Raw genomic sequence first — 15,875 nt, 5'->3', positions numbered from 1 at the left:
ACCGGAGACCAGACCACATGACCCGAACCACCGCACCCGCACCCGTGCCCGCCGACGCGCACGACGACAAGCGCCGCAAGCTGCTGCGTGCCGCCGGCGCCGTCGCGCTCGCCGCGCCCGCGATCACGCTGGGCCGCAAGGCCTGGTCCGCGCCGCCGCTGAAGAAGCTCACGTTCGCGTGGAACCAGAACGCGTTCTGCCTGACGCCGATCGTCGTCGCGCAGGAGCGCGGCTTCTTCGAGAAGAACGGCCTGAAGGTCGATCTGATCAACTACAGCGGCTCGACCGACCAGTTGCTCGAATCGATCGCGACCGGCAAGGCCGATGCGGCGGTCGGGATGATCCACCGCTGGCTGAAGCCGCTCGAAGCCGGCTTCGACGTGAAGATCATCGGCAGCTCGCACGGCGGCTGCGTGCGGCTCGTCGGCGCGAAGGCGGCCGGCGTGACGACGCTGCAGGCGCTGAAGGGCAAGACGGTCGGCGTCAGCGATCTGGCCGCGCCCGGCAAGCATTTCTTCTCGATCCTGCTCGCGAAGAACGGCATCGATCCCGAGCGCGACATCACGTGGCGGCAGTATCCGGCCGACCTGCTCGGCGTGGCGGTCGACAAGGGCGAGATCCACGCGATCGCCGACGGCGACCCGAACCTCTATCTGCTCGAAAAGCGCAGCAACGGTGCGTACACCGAACTGGCGACGAACCTGTCCGGCGAATACGCGCGCAAGGTGTGCTGCGTGATCGGCGCGCGCGGCGACCTCGTGCGCAACGACCGGCCGTCGGCCGCCGCGCTTGCGCGCTCGATCGTGCAGGCCACCGAGTTCACGCACGACAACCCGAACGAAGCCGCGAAGGTGTTCGCGAAGTATTCGCCGAAGATCAACCCCGATGACCTGCGCAAGCTCTACGCGACGCTCACCTACAATCACCACCCGACCAACGTCGACCTGCAGCAGGAAATCGCGTTCTACGCGGACGACTTCCGCCGCATCAGCGTGCTGAAGAAGAGCACCGACCCGCAGCGCTTCGCGCAGCAGGTCTATGCGAACGTGCTGGGGTGAAGCGATGTCGACGATCGAACACGCGCCCGCCGCACGCACCGCGTCCGCCGCTTCCGGCGGCAGTGTCGCCGCATCCGTGCCCGCACCCGCGTCCGGCGTCGCGTGCATCGCCTGCGAAGCGACGTTAGCCGCCGAAGCCCGCCGCGCGCGCACCTGGCCCACCGGCATCGCCGCCGCGCTCGCATGGGGCGTGCTCGGTGCCCTCACGCAACTGTGGCCGAACCGCGTCGTCGGTTTCAGTGACTGGGCGTACACCGGCGAATTCGCCGTCGGCGCGTGGACGATCGCCGCGTTGTTGCTCGTCGCCGCAACGCTCGGCCATCTCGTTCCCGCGTCGCGCACGCGGCTCGCGCGCGTGCGCCCGGCCGGCCCGTGGCTCGTCGCGCTGCCGCTCGTGCTCGCCGTGTGGGAAATCGTCACCGCGAAAACCGGCTGGCTGCCCACGCCGTTCTTCGCGCCGCCGCAGGCGCTGATCGAGGTCTACGTCGACGACTGGCCGCGCCTGCTGGGCAGCGCCGGCAACACGCTGAAGCTGCTCGCGCTCGGCTTTGCGTACGGCGTCGCGGTCGGTTTCGCGGTCGGCGTGTCGATCGGCTGGTCGCGCCGGATCGGCTACTGGGTGCATCCGGTGCTGCGCGTGCTCGGCCCCGTGCCGGCCACCGCGCTGCTACCGCTCACGTTCTACTTCTTCCCGTCGAGCTATTCGGCGGCCGCGTTCCTGATCGCGCTCGCAACCGGCTTCCCGGTCGCGGTGCTCACGTGGTCGGGCGTCGCGAGCGTCAACAAGCAGTATTACGACGTCGCGCGCACGCTCGGCGCGAACGCGCGCTTCCTCGTGCTGCGCGTCGCGATTCCGGCCGCGCTGCCGCACGTGTTCGTCGGCATCTTCATGGGGCTGAGCGCATCGTTCACGGTGCTGGTCGTCGCCGAGATGATGGGCGTCAAGTCGGGGCTCGGCTGGTACCTGAGCTGGGCGCAGGGCTGGGCATCGTACGTGAACATGTATGCGGCGCTGATCGTGATGGCGCTGCTGTTTTCCGGGCTGATCGCGCTGCTGTTCGCGGTGCGCGACCGCGTGCTCGCCTGGCAGAAAGGAACCGTCAAATGGTGAGCGCCGCCGTACTCGAATCGTCCGTTGCATCGTCCGTTGCCGCTGCGCCCGCCGTCACCGCGCCGCGCGGCGCGCGCATCGACATCCGCCGGGTGAGCCATGCATTCGACGGCCCCGGCGGCGCGCTGCCGGTGCTCGACGACGTCACGCTGTCGGTCGCGGCCGGCGAATTCGTCGCGCTGCTCGGCCCGAGCGGCTGCGGAAAATCGACGCTGCTGCGCCTCGTCGCGGGTCTCGACACCGCGCGGCAAGGCACGATCGCACAGGACGGCGTGCCGATCGAACGCCCCGATCCGTCGCGCATCGTCGTGTTCCAGGACCCGACGCTGTACCCGTGGCGGCGTGTGCGCGCGAACGTCGCACTCGGCCTCGAGGCGCGCGGCGTGGCGCGTGCGTCGCAGCATCGTGTCGACGATGCGCTCGCGCGCGTCGGGCTGCAGGAATTCTCGAACGTGTTTCCGCATCAGTTGTCCGGCGGGATGGCGCAGCGGGTCGCGCTGGCACGCGCGCTCGTCAACGATCCGCGCCTGCTGATTCTCGATGAGCCGCTCGGCAAGCTCGATTCGCTCACGCGGCTCACGATGCAGGCCGAGCTCACCGCTCTGTGGCAACGCGACGGCTTCTCCGCGATGCTCGTCACGCACGATGTCGAGGAAGCGCTGTTCCTCGCGCAGCGCGTGATCGTGTTCGGGCCGCGCCCCGCACGGATCGTCGCCGAGTTGCACGTCGACCTGCCCTACCCGCGCCATCGCGGCGACCCGCGCCTCGCCGAATTGCGCCACGACGCGCTGCGGCACCTCGGGCTCGATGCGAGCTGGTAGATGCACGGCGCCGTTCGACGAAGGGTTGCCGCGCGGCGCGGCCGTAGCCGATGAACGCGCCGACGTTCGCCGACTGGGCGCTCCTGTTTCTGCAAGGGCTGTATCGCGCGCAAATCGCGCTGGCGCGCGTGCTGCATGCGATCGGGCTGACGGGCGACGCCGACGGTCAAGCCGCGTGGCCGTGGGCCCATCGCATCGCGCTCGAAACGCTGCGCATCGACGCGGGACTCACGCGGCAACTCGCATTCGCCATGGCGGCGACGGCGCTGGCCGTCGTGCTCGCGGGCATCGCACTTGTGTCGCGCAAATGGCGTGTCGCGTCCGCGCTCGCCGCGCTGGCGGTTGCGTGGTTCGCGCCGTGCCCGCCGTCTTCGCTGTGGCTCTCGCCCGCCGTGCCGACGAGTTTCCAGCGCGATCCCGTGCCGTTTTCGGTATCGAACGTGATGCGCGGCGCGCACCTGTATGCACAACACTGCGCGGCATGCCACGGCACGGACGGACGCGGCGAAGGGCCGCTCGCGGCCACGCTCCCGCACTGGCCGCCGACCTTCGCCGGCACGCTGCTCGCCCGACGTCTCGACGGCGAGCTGTTCTGGCGCGTGCGCCACGGCACGCGCGACGAGCACGGCGCGTCGACGATGCCCGGCTTCGCCGCGACGCTCGGCCCCCAGGACACCTGGGCCGTGCTCGACTACCTGAAAGCGCTCGCCGCGGGCAGCGGCGCGCAGGCGGAAGGCGCGTGGCCCGTGCCGGTCCCGCTGCCGGCGCTCGACGTGCGCTGCGGCGCCGCCGCGCCCCAGCCGCTCGAGCGCTGGCGCGACGGCCAGCGTGTGCGCGTCGTCGCGCTCGCGTCGGGCGCGACACCGCCGCCGGAAGACGCGCGTTGGCAAACCTTGCTCGTCACGGCACGCGGCGCGCCCGTGGCGCAGGCGACCGGCGCCGCGCGAGCCGATTGCGTCGCCTCCACGCCCGATGCGTGGCGCGCATTCGCGACGATTGCCGGCGTGGCACCCGACGCGCTCGGCGGTACGCAGCTCCTCGCCGATCGGCGCGGCTGGCTGCGGGCACGCGCGTTGCCGGGCAGCGCCGGCTGGTCGGATGCCGACCTGCTGTGCCGTTCGGACGCCACCGCACGACCGGCCGGACCGACACCGACCGGCGATCCGCTGACCGCGCTGCTGCTGCGCGTCGACACCGAACTCGTACGCGATGTGCAGGCCGGGCTTCCGCATTGATTGAATCCCTGAACTTCTCTTCCGACCGAGCTTCACGATGAATCCGACCCGACGCCATTTCCTCGCACAGGCGAGCGCCCTCGCCACGATCGCCGCGGCCCCGGCTGCCCTGCACGCGCAATCGGGCTCGCGGCCGCTGCTGCGCGCCGGCGACCAGAAAGGCGGGCTGCGCGCGCTGCTCGAAGCGGCCGGTGAGCTGAACGGCCTGGCGTACGACATCGCGTGGACCGAGTTCCCGGCCGCCGCGCCGCTCGCCGAAGCGCTGAACGCGGCCGCCGTCGACTGCGGCCCGATCGGCGATGCGCCGGTGATCTTTGCGCTCGCATCGGGCGCACGCATCAAGGTGATCGGCGCGAACCGTTCCGACCCGTACGGCACGGCGGTGCTTGTGCAGCCCGCCGCGGCGCTGAAAGGCGCGGCCGACCTGAAAGGCAAGCGCATCGGCACCACGCGCGGCTCGATCGGCCATTTCGTCACGCTGAAGGCGCTCGATGCAGCGGGCCTGCCGCCCGACGCCGTGTCGTTCCGCTTCCTGCCGCCGGCCGACACGATGCTTGCGCTCGCAACCGGTTCGATCGACGCGTGGGCGACCTGGGAGCCCTATACCGCGCTCGCCGAAACGAGCGGCCGCGCGCGCGTGCTCGTCAATGGCCGCGGTCTGTGGTCGGGCCTCAGCTACCTCGCGGCGACCGACGCGGCGATCGCGTCGAAGCGCGACGTGCTGCACGATTTCCTGCGGCGCGTCGTCCGCGCGCAGACCTGGTCGTACCGCCACGTCGATGCGTATTCCGCCGCACTCGCGCGCATCATCGGCATTCCGCCGGCGGCCGCGAAGCTGCAGTTCGAGCGCCGCAACACGCGCTGGCTGCCGATCGACGCGACGGTCATCGCGGAGCAACAACGCACGGCCGACTTCTATCTGAAAGCGGGACTGCTGCGCCAGCCGCTCGATGTGCGCACGACGTTCGACTCCGGCTTCCCGCTCGCGTGACTGGCTACGCGACGGCGCGCAGCCGTCCAAACGGCTTCGGCATGATCTGGCACAATCGCAGTCTCGCCATTCGCCTCCAGCCAGCGTCATGCCAGCCATCGCCGAACTCTTCGTCTACCCGATCAAATCCTGTGCCGGCATCGCGTTGTCGCGCGCGCAACTGCTCGAAACGGGCCTCGCGTACGACCGCCACTGGCTGATCACCGACCCGGCCGGGCAGATGATCACGCAGCGCACGCACCCGCGCCTCGCGCTGATCCGCACGGCGCTCGACAGCGATGCGCTCGTGCTGAACGCGCCGGGCATGCGCGAGATCCGCACGCCGCTCGACGGCGACGTATCGCCCGCCACGCCGAAAATGGCCGCGACCGTGTGGCGCGACACCGTCGACGCGATCGACACGGGTCCCGAAACGGCCGCCTGGCTCACCGAATTCCTCGGCACGCCCACGAAGCTCGTGCGCTTCGCGCCCGACGCGCGCCGCGGCTGCAACCGCAAATGGACCGGCGAGATCGATACGCACACGCAGTTCGCGGACGGTTATCCGCTGCTCGTGATCGGCCAGTCGTCGCTCGACGATCTGAACGCGCGGCTCGCCGCGAAGGGCGCACCGGCGATCCCGATGAACCGCTTCCGCCCGAATATCGTCGTGTCGGATCTCGACGCGTTCGAAGAGGATTTCGTCGAACACCTCGACACGGAAGGCACGACACCCGTGCGGCTGCGCCTCGTGAAGCCGTGCACGCGCTGCCCGATGCCGACGATCGACCAGGCCACCGGCGCGCCCGATCCGGCGTGGCCGCACGAGCCGACCGACACGATGCAGACCTATCGCGCGAATCCGAACTTCAACGGCGAGCTGACGTTCGGCATCAATGCGATCGTCGTCGAGGGCGCGGGCGCGTGGCTCGAAATCGGCCAGTCGCTGGAAGCGGAGATCGGGTTCGGCGATTGAGCCGGGCGCGCGGAGCCGCTCGCCCCCTTTCACTGCCGGGAAGCCGCGGCTCACAGCCACCGCTTCCCGCCTCCCTGCTCGCCATCACGCAGCGCGCGGCGCGGCGTCGTTCGCCGCCGGCAACCAGATCGTCACGACCAGCCCGCCCCCAGCCGCATCCGCCAGCGTCACGCTACCCTGATGCACGCGCGCGATCTCGCGCACGATCGACAGCCCGAGCCCCGTCCCTTCGACCGTCTGCGTCTTGCTGCCGCGATGGAAGCGCTCGAACACCGCGTCGCGCTCGTCCGCGGGAATGCCCGGCCCGTTGTCGATGACGTCGAGTCGCGCGTGCTCGCCGTCGCGCGACACGCGCACCGTGATCACTGCGCGATCGCCCGCATAACGGATCGCGTTGTCGATCAGGTTGCCGATCATTTCGCCAAGCAGGTCGGACTGCCCGTGCACGTCGAGATCGGCCTCGTGCTCGAAGCCGAGATCGATGTCGCGCGCGCGGGCGACCGGCGACCAGTCGAGCGTTACGCTGCGCGCGAGCCGGTGCAGCGCGACCGGCTTGTGCGCGACCGCATGGCCGCTGTCCGAATCGAGCCGCGACAGCGACAGCAGTTGCTGCACGATCTTCGCGGCCTGCCGCACCGCGCCGTTCGCACGCCGCAGGTGCCCGTTCGCGCGCGGCTGCTCGTCGGGCCGCAACGCGAGCTCGACCCCGGCCTGCACGGCCGCGAGCGGCGTCTTCAGTTGATGGGCCGCATCGGCAAAGAAACGGCGCCGCGCGACCTGCATCCGTTGCGTGCGGCCGATGTACTGGTTGATCGACTCGACGAGCGGCGCGAGTTCGCTCGGCACCGCGCCGGTATCGAGCGGCGTCGTATCGTCCTCACTGCGCGCGGCGACGGTGGCCGACAGCCGGTTAAGCGGCCGCAGCCCGCGCCCGACGCCGAGCCACACGATGCCGAGCGCCAGCACGACGAGCAACCCTTCCTGCAGCAGCGAGCCCACCAGGATCTCGCGCGCGAGCGCCTGGCGCGCCTCGATCGTCTCGCCGACCATCACCCACACGATGCGCGACTGTGCGGTCGGCACGTCGTGCACCGGGATGCGCAGCGCGGCCATTCGCAACTGCTCGCCGCGATAGACGACGTCGTAGTAACGCGTGACGAACAGCGCGCCGTCGCCTGCGTCGCGCCCGTGCGGCAGCGGCAGGTCCGGGTAGCCGGTGATCGTGTGGCCGTTGTCCTCGCGGATCAGGTAGTAGACCTTGCCGCCGTCGCTCGACTCGAGCATTTCGAGCGCGAGATACGGCAGGTCGACCTCGATCTCGCCGTCGTTGAGCCGCACGCCTTCGCGGATCGACTTCAGCGACGACGACAGCGTGCGGTCGAACGCGACGTGCGCGGCGCTCATCGCGCGCTGGTACGTGAGCCACGAGTCGAGCGCGAGCAGCCCGAGCAGCGGCAGCAGCAGCCACAGCGCAACCTGGGTGCGCAGGTTCGTGCGGGTCACGCGGCCCCCTGCCAGGCAGGCCCGTAGGGCATGGCGGAGCAAGCACCCCGCACCGCTCCGCGCCCGCTCGGTCTGCCGTGAATGGCGTGCGTGTCGTTGGCGGGCCGTGAACGTGTCGATCCGGCGTTGCGCGTCAACGTGCCCATCCGTTCCGCGCAAAGATCGTGAGCGCCGCGGCGGCTCATTCAGCCGTCTCCGCCTTCGCTTCCAGCAGGTAACCGAGCCCGCGCAGCGTGACGATCGCGATGCCCGTGTTCTCGAGCTTCTTGCGCAGCCGGTACACGTAGATCTCGATCGCATCGGCGTTCACCGATTCGTCGAGCCCGAAGATCTTCTCCGACAGCGTTTCCTTGTTGATCGCGCGGCCGTTGCGCAGGATCAGCACCTCGAGCACCGAGCGCTCGCGCGGCGTGAGCGACAGCGGCTCGCCCGCAAGCTGGAAGCTGCGATCGATACTGTCGTACGAAAGCGGCCCGCATTCGACCCGCGAATGCTCGTGGCCGAGGCTGCGGCGGATCAGCGCGCGGGCGCGTGCCTCCAGTTCGGTCAGTTCGAACGGCTTCGCGAGATAGTCGTCGGCGCCGAGATCGAGCCCCTTCACGCGATCCTCGACCGAGCCGTGCGCGGTCAGGATCAGCACCGGCACCGGATTGCGGCGCGCGCGCAGCCGCCGCAGCACTTCCAGCCCGTCGAGCTTCGGCAGCCCGAGGTCGAGAATCACCAGCGCGTAGTCCTGCGTGCGCAGCACGTGGTCGGCCGCCTCGCCGTCCGTCATGTGATCGACCGCGAAGCGCGCCGCGCTCAGCGCGTCGTTCAACGACTGGGCGAGGTTCGGATTGTCTTCGACGAGCAGCACACGCATGGGGGATTCCGTAAGGTCAGCGACAGGCCGCTACATTACATGATCCTTTCCATCGCGACGCCTCGCGGAAACACGGGTTGCGCCGCCCGCGCAGGCGCACGTCGGCCGGCGCGCCGTCCGTCGCTCAGCGCTCGGCGGCGGGCCGGCTCCGCGTCGCGAAGCGCGAACCGTCGTCTGCCCGGCGCCGCTCGCGCAGGCCGACCGCCACCGTCAGGAATGCGGCGCTCGCGCCGGCCGTGACGACGATCATCGGGCGCGCGGTGCCGTCCGACAGCCATGCCAGCACGCCGCCGCACGCGGCCGTGATCGCCATCTGGATAAAGAAGAACAGCCCGGACGCCGTCCCGGCGATCGTCGTATACGGCTGCATCACCGCGAACTGGCAGGCCGGAATCGCGATCCCGACGGCGATCATCACGAAGAACATCGGGACGACCAGCGCCGCGACCGCCGTCGGCGCGATCGCACCGCCGATCCACAACACGGCGGCGCTGGCCAGATTGACGCCCGCTGCTGCCGCAATGACCGAATCGGCCTTCCAGCGCGTGCCGGTCCGCGCGAACAGGTTCGAACCGATCAGGTAGCCGAGCACGGTCAGGCCGAAGATCGCCGCATACACCGGGCCCGTTACGCCGCGCTGCCGCTGGAACAGCGTCGACGATTCCGCGATGAACGGGTAGTACGTGCAGTACGCGAAACTGATGGCGAGCGAATAGCGCAGGAAACTGCGCTCGCGCAGCAGGCCCGCGTACGTCCGCAGAAGCCCCGCGCTCGGCGCCGGCCGCGCGTTGCGTTCGCGAGTCTCGGGCAGGTAGCGCAGCACCATCGCCGTTGCGACCAGCCCGCCCACCGCCAGCAAACCGAACACGCCGCGCCAGCCGAGCCATTCGGCCAGCGCACTGCCGGCCAGCGGCGCAATCACCGGCGACAGCGCCATGCCCGCCGAGATGCGGCCCAGCATCGTGGCCTGCATCGCGGTCGGGAAGCGTTCGCGCACGATCACCCGACCGATCACCGTTCCGCTGCAGCCGCCCAACGCCTGAAAGATGCGGGCGGCGACGATGGCCGTGACGCTGGCCGACCACGCGCAGGCGACGCTTGCGACCACATAGAGGCACAAGCCGCCGAGCAGGACAGGACGGCGGCCATAACGGTCGGACAACGGCCCCGACACCAGCATCGACAGCGCGTAGCCGACCATGTACAGGGTCAGCGTGAGCTGCAACTGGGCGTCGGTGCCGTGCAGCGCGTCCGCCATCGCCGGCAGCGACGGCAGGTACGCATCAATCGTGACCCGCGGCAGGCACACGACGAGCATCAACAGGAACAGCCACCCCCACTGGGGTAATGAACGCGTTTTCATGCGGTGAGTTCGTCTCCGGTTGGATTGATGGGGTCGACAGCAATCTAAGGTCAAAGTGATATAAGCTGAAGGACCATTAAATCCGTAACTGAATAGACCACTATGCCGCGAGGCAAAGCCGCGATTCCGCTTGATCTGCCTTGCCCGGCCGGGCTGTCCGCGGGCAGTCCGCAGTCGAAGCAAGAGTGCATCGCCGACGCGCTGCGCGACGCGATCCTGAAGCGCCTGCTGCCCGGCGACAGCCCGCTGCCGTCCAGCCGTACGCTCGCCGCGCGCTGGGGCGTCGCCCGGGGAACCGTCGAAGCGGCGTACGACCGGCTGTGCTCCGAGGGCTACATCGCCCGCACGCAAGGGTCGGGGTCGCGGGTATGCGCGGTGGTGCCGGACAGCTATCTGCGCGCGGCCGCGCAATCGCGCGACACCCACCTTCCCCCAGCCGGCGCACACGCCGCGCCGGCACCCATGACCGACGCCGCCGTGCCGGAACAAGGCGTGCGCCCGGGCGTGCCGTTCGTCGCGCGGCTTGCCGATCCCGGCCTGCTGCCGATGCAGCAATGGAAGAAGGCGCTTGGGGCCAGCCTGCTTGCCGCGACCGCGCACGACCTCGGAGCCACGCCGGCGCAAGGCGTCGAGAGCCTGCGCGACGAAATCGCCGCGTACCTGCGGGAATACCGCGGCATCCCGTGCGACGCTGGCGACATCTTCATCACGACCGGCATCCGCCATTCGATCGATCTCGTCGCGCGCACGCTGCTCGCGCCCGGCTCGACGGTGCTGATGGAAGATCCCGGCTATGCGTCGGCATGGCAGATCTTCACGATCGCAGGCGCGACCGTGATCGACGTGCCGGTCGATCGCGAAGGCATCGACACGGCGTCACTCGAGCGGCATCCCGATGCGCGCGCGGCCTACGTGACGCCTGCCCATCAGGCGCCGCTCGGCGTCACGATGTCGGTGTCGCGCCGGCTCGAACTGCTCGACTGGGCGCAGCGCACCCGCGCGTGGATCATCGAGGACGACTACGACGGCGAATTCAGCTACCAGACCGCCCCACTGCCCGCGCTGAAATCGCTCGACGCGTGCGATCGCGTGATCTACTGCGGCTCGTTCAACAAGACGCTGTTCTCGGGGTTGCGGATCGGCTTCAAGGTGGTGCCCGCGGAACTGCGGCCGGCGCTGTCGGCCGTGTGGCATGCGACCGCGCGCTCGGTCGGCGTGGCGCCGCAGCTGGCGCTGGCCCGCTTCATCGCGCACGGCGATTTTGCGAAGCACCTGCGCGCCGCGCGTCACGCATACCGCCAGCGGCGCGACCTCGTGCTCGACCAGCTGGCGAAACACGCGGGCGGACGTTACACGGTGTCCGGCGAGCACGCGGGCTTTCATTTCGTACTGTGGCTGCCGCCCGGGATGGACGACGCGACGTATGTCGCGCAAGCCCAGGCGGTCGGCATCGAATTGCAGCCGATCCGCGGATTCTGTCGAAGCGCCCGGTGCGAAGCGGGCGTCGTCGTCGGGTATTCCGCGCTGACGGCCGCGCACGCGCGGCATGGCGGCCGGCTGCTCGGCAAGCTGCTCGCGCAACCGGCCTAGCCGCGCCTGTCATCGTTGCCGCGCCCCGCTGCAACCCGCCGCTCCCCCTCGCCCGACCGTGCCGCGCGCTGCCAGACGCGCGGCCGCCGCCGCTTCGACCTCGGGAAATCCATGACACGATGGACACGATTGCTTATCAAAATGAAAGCAGGCTGAAAGTGCGTCGCAATTAACATCCGCTCCACTCGAACAACACCTGGACGTAACTGGAGGAAGACATGCCGTTTGCACCGAAGCACCTCGCCGCCGCGCTGGCGGTCGTTCTGGGCACTGCCGCCGGCAACGCCGCCGCGCAGGTTCCGGCCGGGTATCCGGGGAGCTACCAGGGCGTCATCGACGCCGCGAAGAAGGAAGGCAAGCTGATCGTCTACTCGACGACCGACACGGGCCTCGTGCGCCCGCTGATCAAGGACTTCGAAAGCCTGTACGGCGTGAAGGTCGAGTACAACGACATGAACAGCACCGAGCTGTACAACCGCTACATCAGCGAGAACGCGGCGAGCAGCACCAGCGCCGACGTGCTGTGGAGCTCGGCGATGGACCTGCAGGTCAAGCTCGTCAACGACGGCCTGATGGCGTCCTACGATTCGCCCGAAAGCGCGAACCTGCCGCAATGGGCGCAGTACCAGAAGCAGGCGTACGGCACGACGTTCGAGCCGCTCGCGATCGTCTACAACAAGCGCCTGATCCCCGAGAACGAAGTGCCGAAGACGCGCGCCGAGCTGATCAAGCTGCTCGCGTCGCAACCGGACAAGTTCAAGGGCAAGCTCACGACGTACGACGTCGAGAAATCCGGCGTCGGCTTCAATGCGCTGACGCAGGACGCGCACCTGAACGAGAAGGTCACGTGGGAACTCGTGAAGGCGATCGGCGCGACCGGCCCGAAGCTGCAGTCGAGCACGGGCGCGATGATGGAGCGCATCTCGTCGGGCGAGAACCTGATCGGCTACAACATCTTCGGATCGTATGCGTACGCGAAGGCAAAGAAGGACAAGTCGATCGGCTACGTGTTTCCGAAGGACTACACGCAGGTCGTGAGCCGCCTCGCCACCATCTCGAAGAAGGCGAAGAATCCGAACGCCGCGAAGCTGTGGGTCGACTACCTGCTGTCGAAACGCGGCCAGACGCTGATCGCGAACCAGGCCAACCTGTACGCGATCCGCACGGACGTGACCGGCGAAACGTCGGCCGCGGGCCTCACGAAGGAACTCGGCGATTCGCTGAAGCCGATCCAGATCGGCACCGGCCTGCTCGTCTATCTGGACCAGTCGAAGCGGCTCGCGTTCCTGAGGCAATGGCAGCAGGCGATCAAGGGTTGATCCACTGATCCACTGACCGGCTTCGGCCCGCCAATGGCCGCCCGCCACGTCGCGCGGGCGGCCCCTTCCCCATACCGACTTCCTAGAGGCGGCCATCCGGATGGCCGCAGGGGCGAACTCATGCTTTCAACCAGCACACGCGGATCGGTGCCTGCCGTTCCGCCCGCCGCCGGCCCGCGCGATGCGATCCCCGCGCTACCGGTCAGCAGCCTTCAGCCGCTCGCCGGCATGCTGCGCTGGATCGTCGTCGCGGTACTGACCATCGCGGTCGCGCTGCCGCTCGGCTTCATCCTGTTCCAGAGCCTGCTGTCCGCGCCGTTCTTCGATGCGAACAGGACGCTCGGCATCGAGGGCTTCCGTTTCGTCTTCAGCGATCCCGATTTCTGGTCGGCCGTGAAGAACTCGTTCATCATCGCCGGCGGGATGCTGTTCATCTCGATCCCGCTCGGCGGCATCCTCGCGTTCCTGATGGTGCGCACCGACCTGCCCGGCCGCCGCTGGCTCGAACCGCTGCTGCTCACGCCGGTGTTCGTTTCGCCGATGGTGCTCGCGTTCGGCTACGTGGTCGCCGCCGGCCCGGTCGGCTTCTACTCGGTGTGGTTCAAGGAAATGTTCGGGGTGCAAAGCGTGCCCTGGAACGTGTACTCCGTCTTCGCGATCACGGTAATCGTCGGCCTCACGCACGTGCCGCACGTGTACCTGTACTCGTCGGCCGCGCTGCGCAACCTCGGCTCGGACGTCGAGGAAGCCGCGCGCGTGACGGGTGCCCGCCCGTTCCGCGTCGCGCTCGACGTGAGCCTGCCGATGACGATGCCCGCGCTGCTGTTCGCCGGCGTGCTGGTGTTCTTCCTCGGCTTCGAGGTGTTCGGGCTGCCGCTCGTGCTCGGCGACCCGGAAGGCCACCTCGTGCTCGCGACCTACCTGTACAAGCTGACCAACAAGCTCGGCGTGCCGTCGTATCACCTGATGGCCGCGGTCGCGGTGTGCATCGTCGCGATCACGTTCCCGCTCGTGCTGCTGCAGCGCCGCCTGCTGAAGACCGCGAACCGCTTCGTCACCGTGAAGGGCAAGGCCGGCCGCGCGACGGTGCTGCCGCTCGGCGTCTGGCGCTGGGTTGCGCTCGCGATCGTCGCGCTGTGGCTGATGCTGACCGTGATCGTGCCGATCTCGGGCATCGTGCTGCGCGCGTTCGTGACCAACTGGGGCGAAGGCGTCGCGCTCGCCGAAGTGCTGACGCTGTCGAACTTCATCGAACTGTTCGAGCAGGACAACCTGGTGCGCGCGATCATCAATACGCTCGGCATCGGCGTGATCGGCGGCGCGCTCGCGATCGGCTTCTACTCGCTCGTCGCGTTCGCCGGCCACCGCCGCCCCGACTGGGCCACCAAGCTGCTCGACTACCTGGTGCTGCTGCCGCGCGCGGTGCCCGGCCTGCTCGCCGGTCTTGCGTTCCTGTGGATCTTCCTGTTCGTCCCGGGCCTGCGCGAGCTGAAGAACTCGATGTGGAGCATCTGGATCGCGTACACGGTCGTGTGGCTCGCGTACGGGATGCGGCTCATCCAGAGCGCGCTGCTGCAGGTCGGCCCCGAGCTCGAGGAAGCCGGCCGCAGCGTCGGCGCGACGCGCAGCCGCGTGTCGCTCGACGTGACGCTGCCGCTCGTGCGCTTCGGCCTGCTCGCCGCGTGGCTCCTGATCTTCATGATCTTCGAGCGCGAATACTCAACGGCCGTCTACCTGCTGTCGCCCGGCACCGAAGTGATCGGCGCGCTGCTCGTGTCGCTGTGGGCGACCGGCGCCGTCGACCAGGTCGCCGCGCTTTCTGTCATCAACATCGCGATGGTCGGCGCCGGTCTCGGCGTGGCCCTGCGTTTCGGAGTGAAACTTCATGGATAAGCTCATCGTCGACGACCTGCACCTCAGCTATGGCGCCAATCCGATCCTCAAGGGCGTGTCGTTCGAACTGAAGGCCGGCGAAGTCGTGTGCCTGCTCGGCGCGTCGGGCAGCGGCAAGACCACGCTGCTGCGCGCGGTGGCCGGCCTTGAACAGCCGTCCGACGGCCGCATCCAGCTCGACGATCGCGTGTTCTTCGACGGCGCGCAGCGCGTCGATCTGCCCGTCGAGCAACGCTCGCTCGGCCTCGTGTTCCAGTCGTACGCGCTGTGGCCGCACCGTACCGTCGCCGACAACGTCGGCTACGGGCTGAAGCTGCGCCGCGTCGCACCGGCCGAACAGAAGCGCCGCGTGCAGTCCGCGCTCGACCAGCTCGGCCTCGGCCATCTCGCGGAACGCTTTCCGCATCAGCTGTCGGGTGGCCAGCAACAGCGCGTCGCGATTGCGCGCGCGCTCGTCTACAACCCGCCGGTGATCCTGCTCGACGAACCGCTGTCGAACCTCGACGCGAAGCTGCGCGAGGAAGCGCGCGCCTGGCTGCGCGAACTGATCGTGTCGCTCGGGCTGTCGGCCCTGTGCGTCACGCACGACCAGACCGAAGCGATGGCGATGTCCGACCGCATCCTGCTGCTGCGCAACGGCCGCATCGAGCAGGAAGGCACGCCGGCCGAGCTGTACGGCGCGCCGCGCTCGCTGTACACGGCCGAGTTCATGGGCAGCAACAACCGGATCGATGCGCGCGTCGCGGCCATTGACGGCGAACGCGTGACGCTCGCCGGCGACGGCTGGGAACTGCAGGCGCTCGCCCGCGACACCTTCGCGCCGGGCCAGGACGCGCAGGCCGTGATCCGCCTCGAACGCGTGCAGGTCGCCGACGGCCCGGGCGCGAACCGGCTGCAGGCCGACCTCGTCACGTCGATGTATCTCGGCGACCGCTGGGAATACCTGTTCCATTGCGGCGAGATGCGCCTGCGCGCATTCGGTCACGTGCCGCGTGCAGCGGGCAAGCACTGGATCGAATTCCCGGCCAACGACTGCTGGGCGTTCGCGAAGGCGGGCTGACCCCGTCGCGGCGGCCCGCGCGCCGCCGCGCATGCAGTCGCGCGCACCTCCCTTCGAGACGCGCATCGGCGCGACGAGTACCCGTTTTCTGTTTCAACCACCCACAAAAAATCA

At 69.1% G+C, this 15,875-nt stretch carries 13 protein-coding genes; 10 read left to right on the top strand and 3 right to left on the bottom strand.

Features of this window, described 5'->3' with window-relative positions; all coding sequences use genetic code 11:
• The first annotated feature begins 17 nt into the window (after positions 1–17).
• From CFB34_RS10195 to CFB34_RS10170, 6 genes are all read left to right on the top strand, one after another.
• Positions 18–1,058: an ABC transporter substrate-binding protein gene (locus CFB34_RS10195; RefSeq protein ID WP_089442604.1), complete on the top strand. Its 1,041-nt coding sequence runs from the start codon at positions 18–20 to the stop codon at positions 1,056–1,058.
• Between the two features lie 4 nt (positions 1,059–1,062).
• Complete coding sequence (locus tag CFB34_RS10190) at positions 1,063–2,169, top strand: ABC transporter permease subunit (protein ID WP_089442754.1); 1,107 nt, start codon at positions 1,063–1,065, stop codon at positions 2,167–2,169.
• Complete coding sequence (locus tag CFB34_RS10185) at positions 2,163–2,990, top strand: ABC transporter ATP-binding protein (protein WP_089442605.1); 828 nt, start codon at positions 2,163–2,165, stop codon at positions 2,988–2,990. The genes CFB34_RS10190 and CFB34_RS10185 overlap by 7 nt, the downstream gene beginning before the upstream one ends.
• Positions 2,991–3,040: 50 nt before the next feature.
• On the top strand, positions 3,041–4,225 hold the full coding sequence (locus CFB34_RS10180; RefSeq protein WP_089442606.1) for a cytochrome c: 1,185 nt from the start codon (positions 3,041–3,043) through the stop codon (positions 4,223–4,225).
• Positions 4,226–4,262: 37 nt separating this feature from the next.
• On the top strand, positions 4,263–5,216 hold the full coding sequence (locus tag CFB34_RS10175; RefSeq protein ID WP_089442607.1) for an ABC transporter substrate-binding protein: 954 nt from the start codon (positions 4,263–4,265) through the stop codon (positions 5,214–5,216).
• An 88-nt stretch (positions 5,217–5,304) separates the two neighbouring features.
• Entirely contained in the window at positions 5,305–6,171 is an 867-nt protein-coding gene (locus CFB34_RS10170; RefSeq protein ID WP_089442608.1) for an MOSC N-terminal beta barrel domain-containing protein, read from the top strand.
• Between the two features lie 84 nt (positions 6,172–6,255).
• Here CFB34_RS10170 and CFB34_RS10165 read toward each other — a convergent pair whose 3' ends face one another.
• From CFB34_RS10165 to CFB34_RS10155, 3 genes are all read right to left on the bottom strand, one after another.
• On the bottom strand, positions 6,256–7,674 hold the full coding sequence (locus CFB34_RS10165; protein WP_089442609.1) for a sensor histidine kinase: 1,419 nt from the start codon (positions 7,672–7,674) through the stop codon (positions 6,256–6,258).
• 181 nt (positions 7,675–7,855) lie between these two features.
• Entirely contained in the window at positions 7,856–8,536 is a 681-nt protein-coding gene (locus tag CFB34_RS10160; protein ID WP_089442610.1) for a response regulator, read from the bottom strand.
• Positions 8,537–8,660: 124 nt separating this feature from the next.
• The gene (locus CFB34_RS10155; RefSeq protein WP_089442611.1) at positions 8,661–9,899 is read right to left on the bottom strand and encodes a multidrug effflux MFS transporter; all 1,239 of its coding nucleotides are present in this window, start codon (positions 9,897–9,899) and stop codon (positions 8,661–8,663) included.
• Positions 9,900–10,001: 102 nt separating this feature from the next.
• Here CFB34_RS10155 and CFB34_RS10150 point away from each other — a divergent pair, with 102 nt between their 5' ends.
• The 4 genes from CFB34_RS10150 (at position 10,002) to CFB34_RS10135 (ending at position 15,761) form a co-directional block, all read left to right on the top strand.
• Positions 10,002–11,489, top strand: a complete 1,488-nt coding sequence (locus tag CFB34_RS10150; protein WP_089442612.1) for a PLP-dependent aminotransferase family protein — start codon at positions 10,002–10,004, stop codon at positions 11,487–11,489.
• Between the two features lie 218 nt (positions 11,490–11,707).
• Positions 11,708–12,808: an ABC transporter substrate-binding protein gene (locus CFB34_RS10145; protein ID WP_089442613.1), complete on the top strand. Its 1,101-nt coding sequence runs from the start codon at positions 11,708–11,710 to the stop codon at positions 12,806–12,808.
• A gap of 120 nt (positions 12,809–12,928) precedes the next feature.
• The gene (locus CFB34_RS10140) at positions 12,929–14,701 is read left to right on the top strand and encodes an iron ABC transporter permease (RefSeq protein ID WP_089442614.1); all 1,773 of its coding nucleotides are present in this window, start codon (positions 12,929–12,931) and stop codon (positions 14,699–14,701) included.
• Entirely contained in the window at positions 14,694–15,761 is a 1,068-nt protein-coding gene (locus CFB34_RS10135) for an ABC transporter ATP-binding protein (protein ID WP_089442615.1), read from the top strand. Before CFB34_RS10140 ends, CFB34_RS10135 begins: the two co-directional genes overlap by 8 nt.
• Positions 15,762–15,875 lie beyond the last annotated feature (114 nt).

Source organism: Burkholderia sp. HI4860, from assembly GCF_002223045.2.
Lineage (GTDB): Bacteria > Pseudomonadota > Gammaproteobacteria > Burkholderiales > Burkholderiaceae > Burkholderia.
The sequence above is the reverse complement of the archived record's forward strand: the minus strand, read 5'-3'. Positions and strand labels throughout refer to the sequence as shown.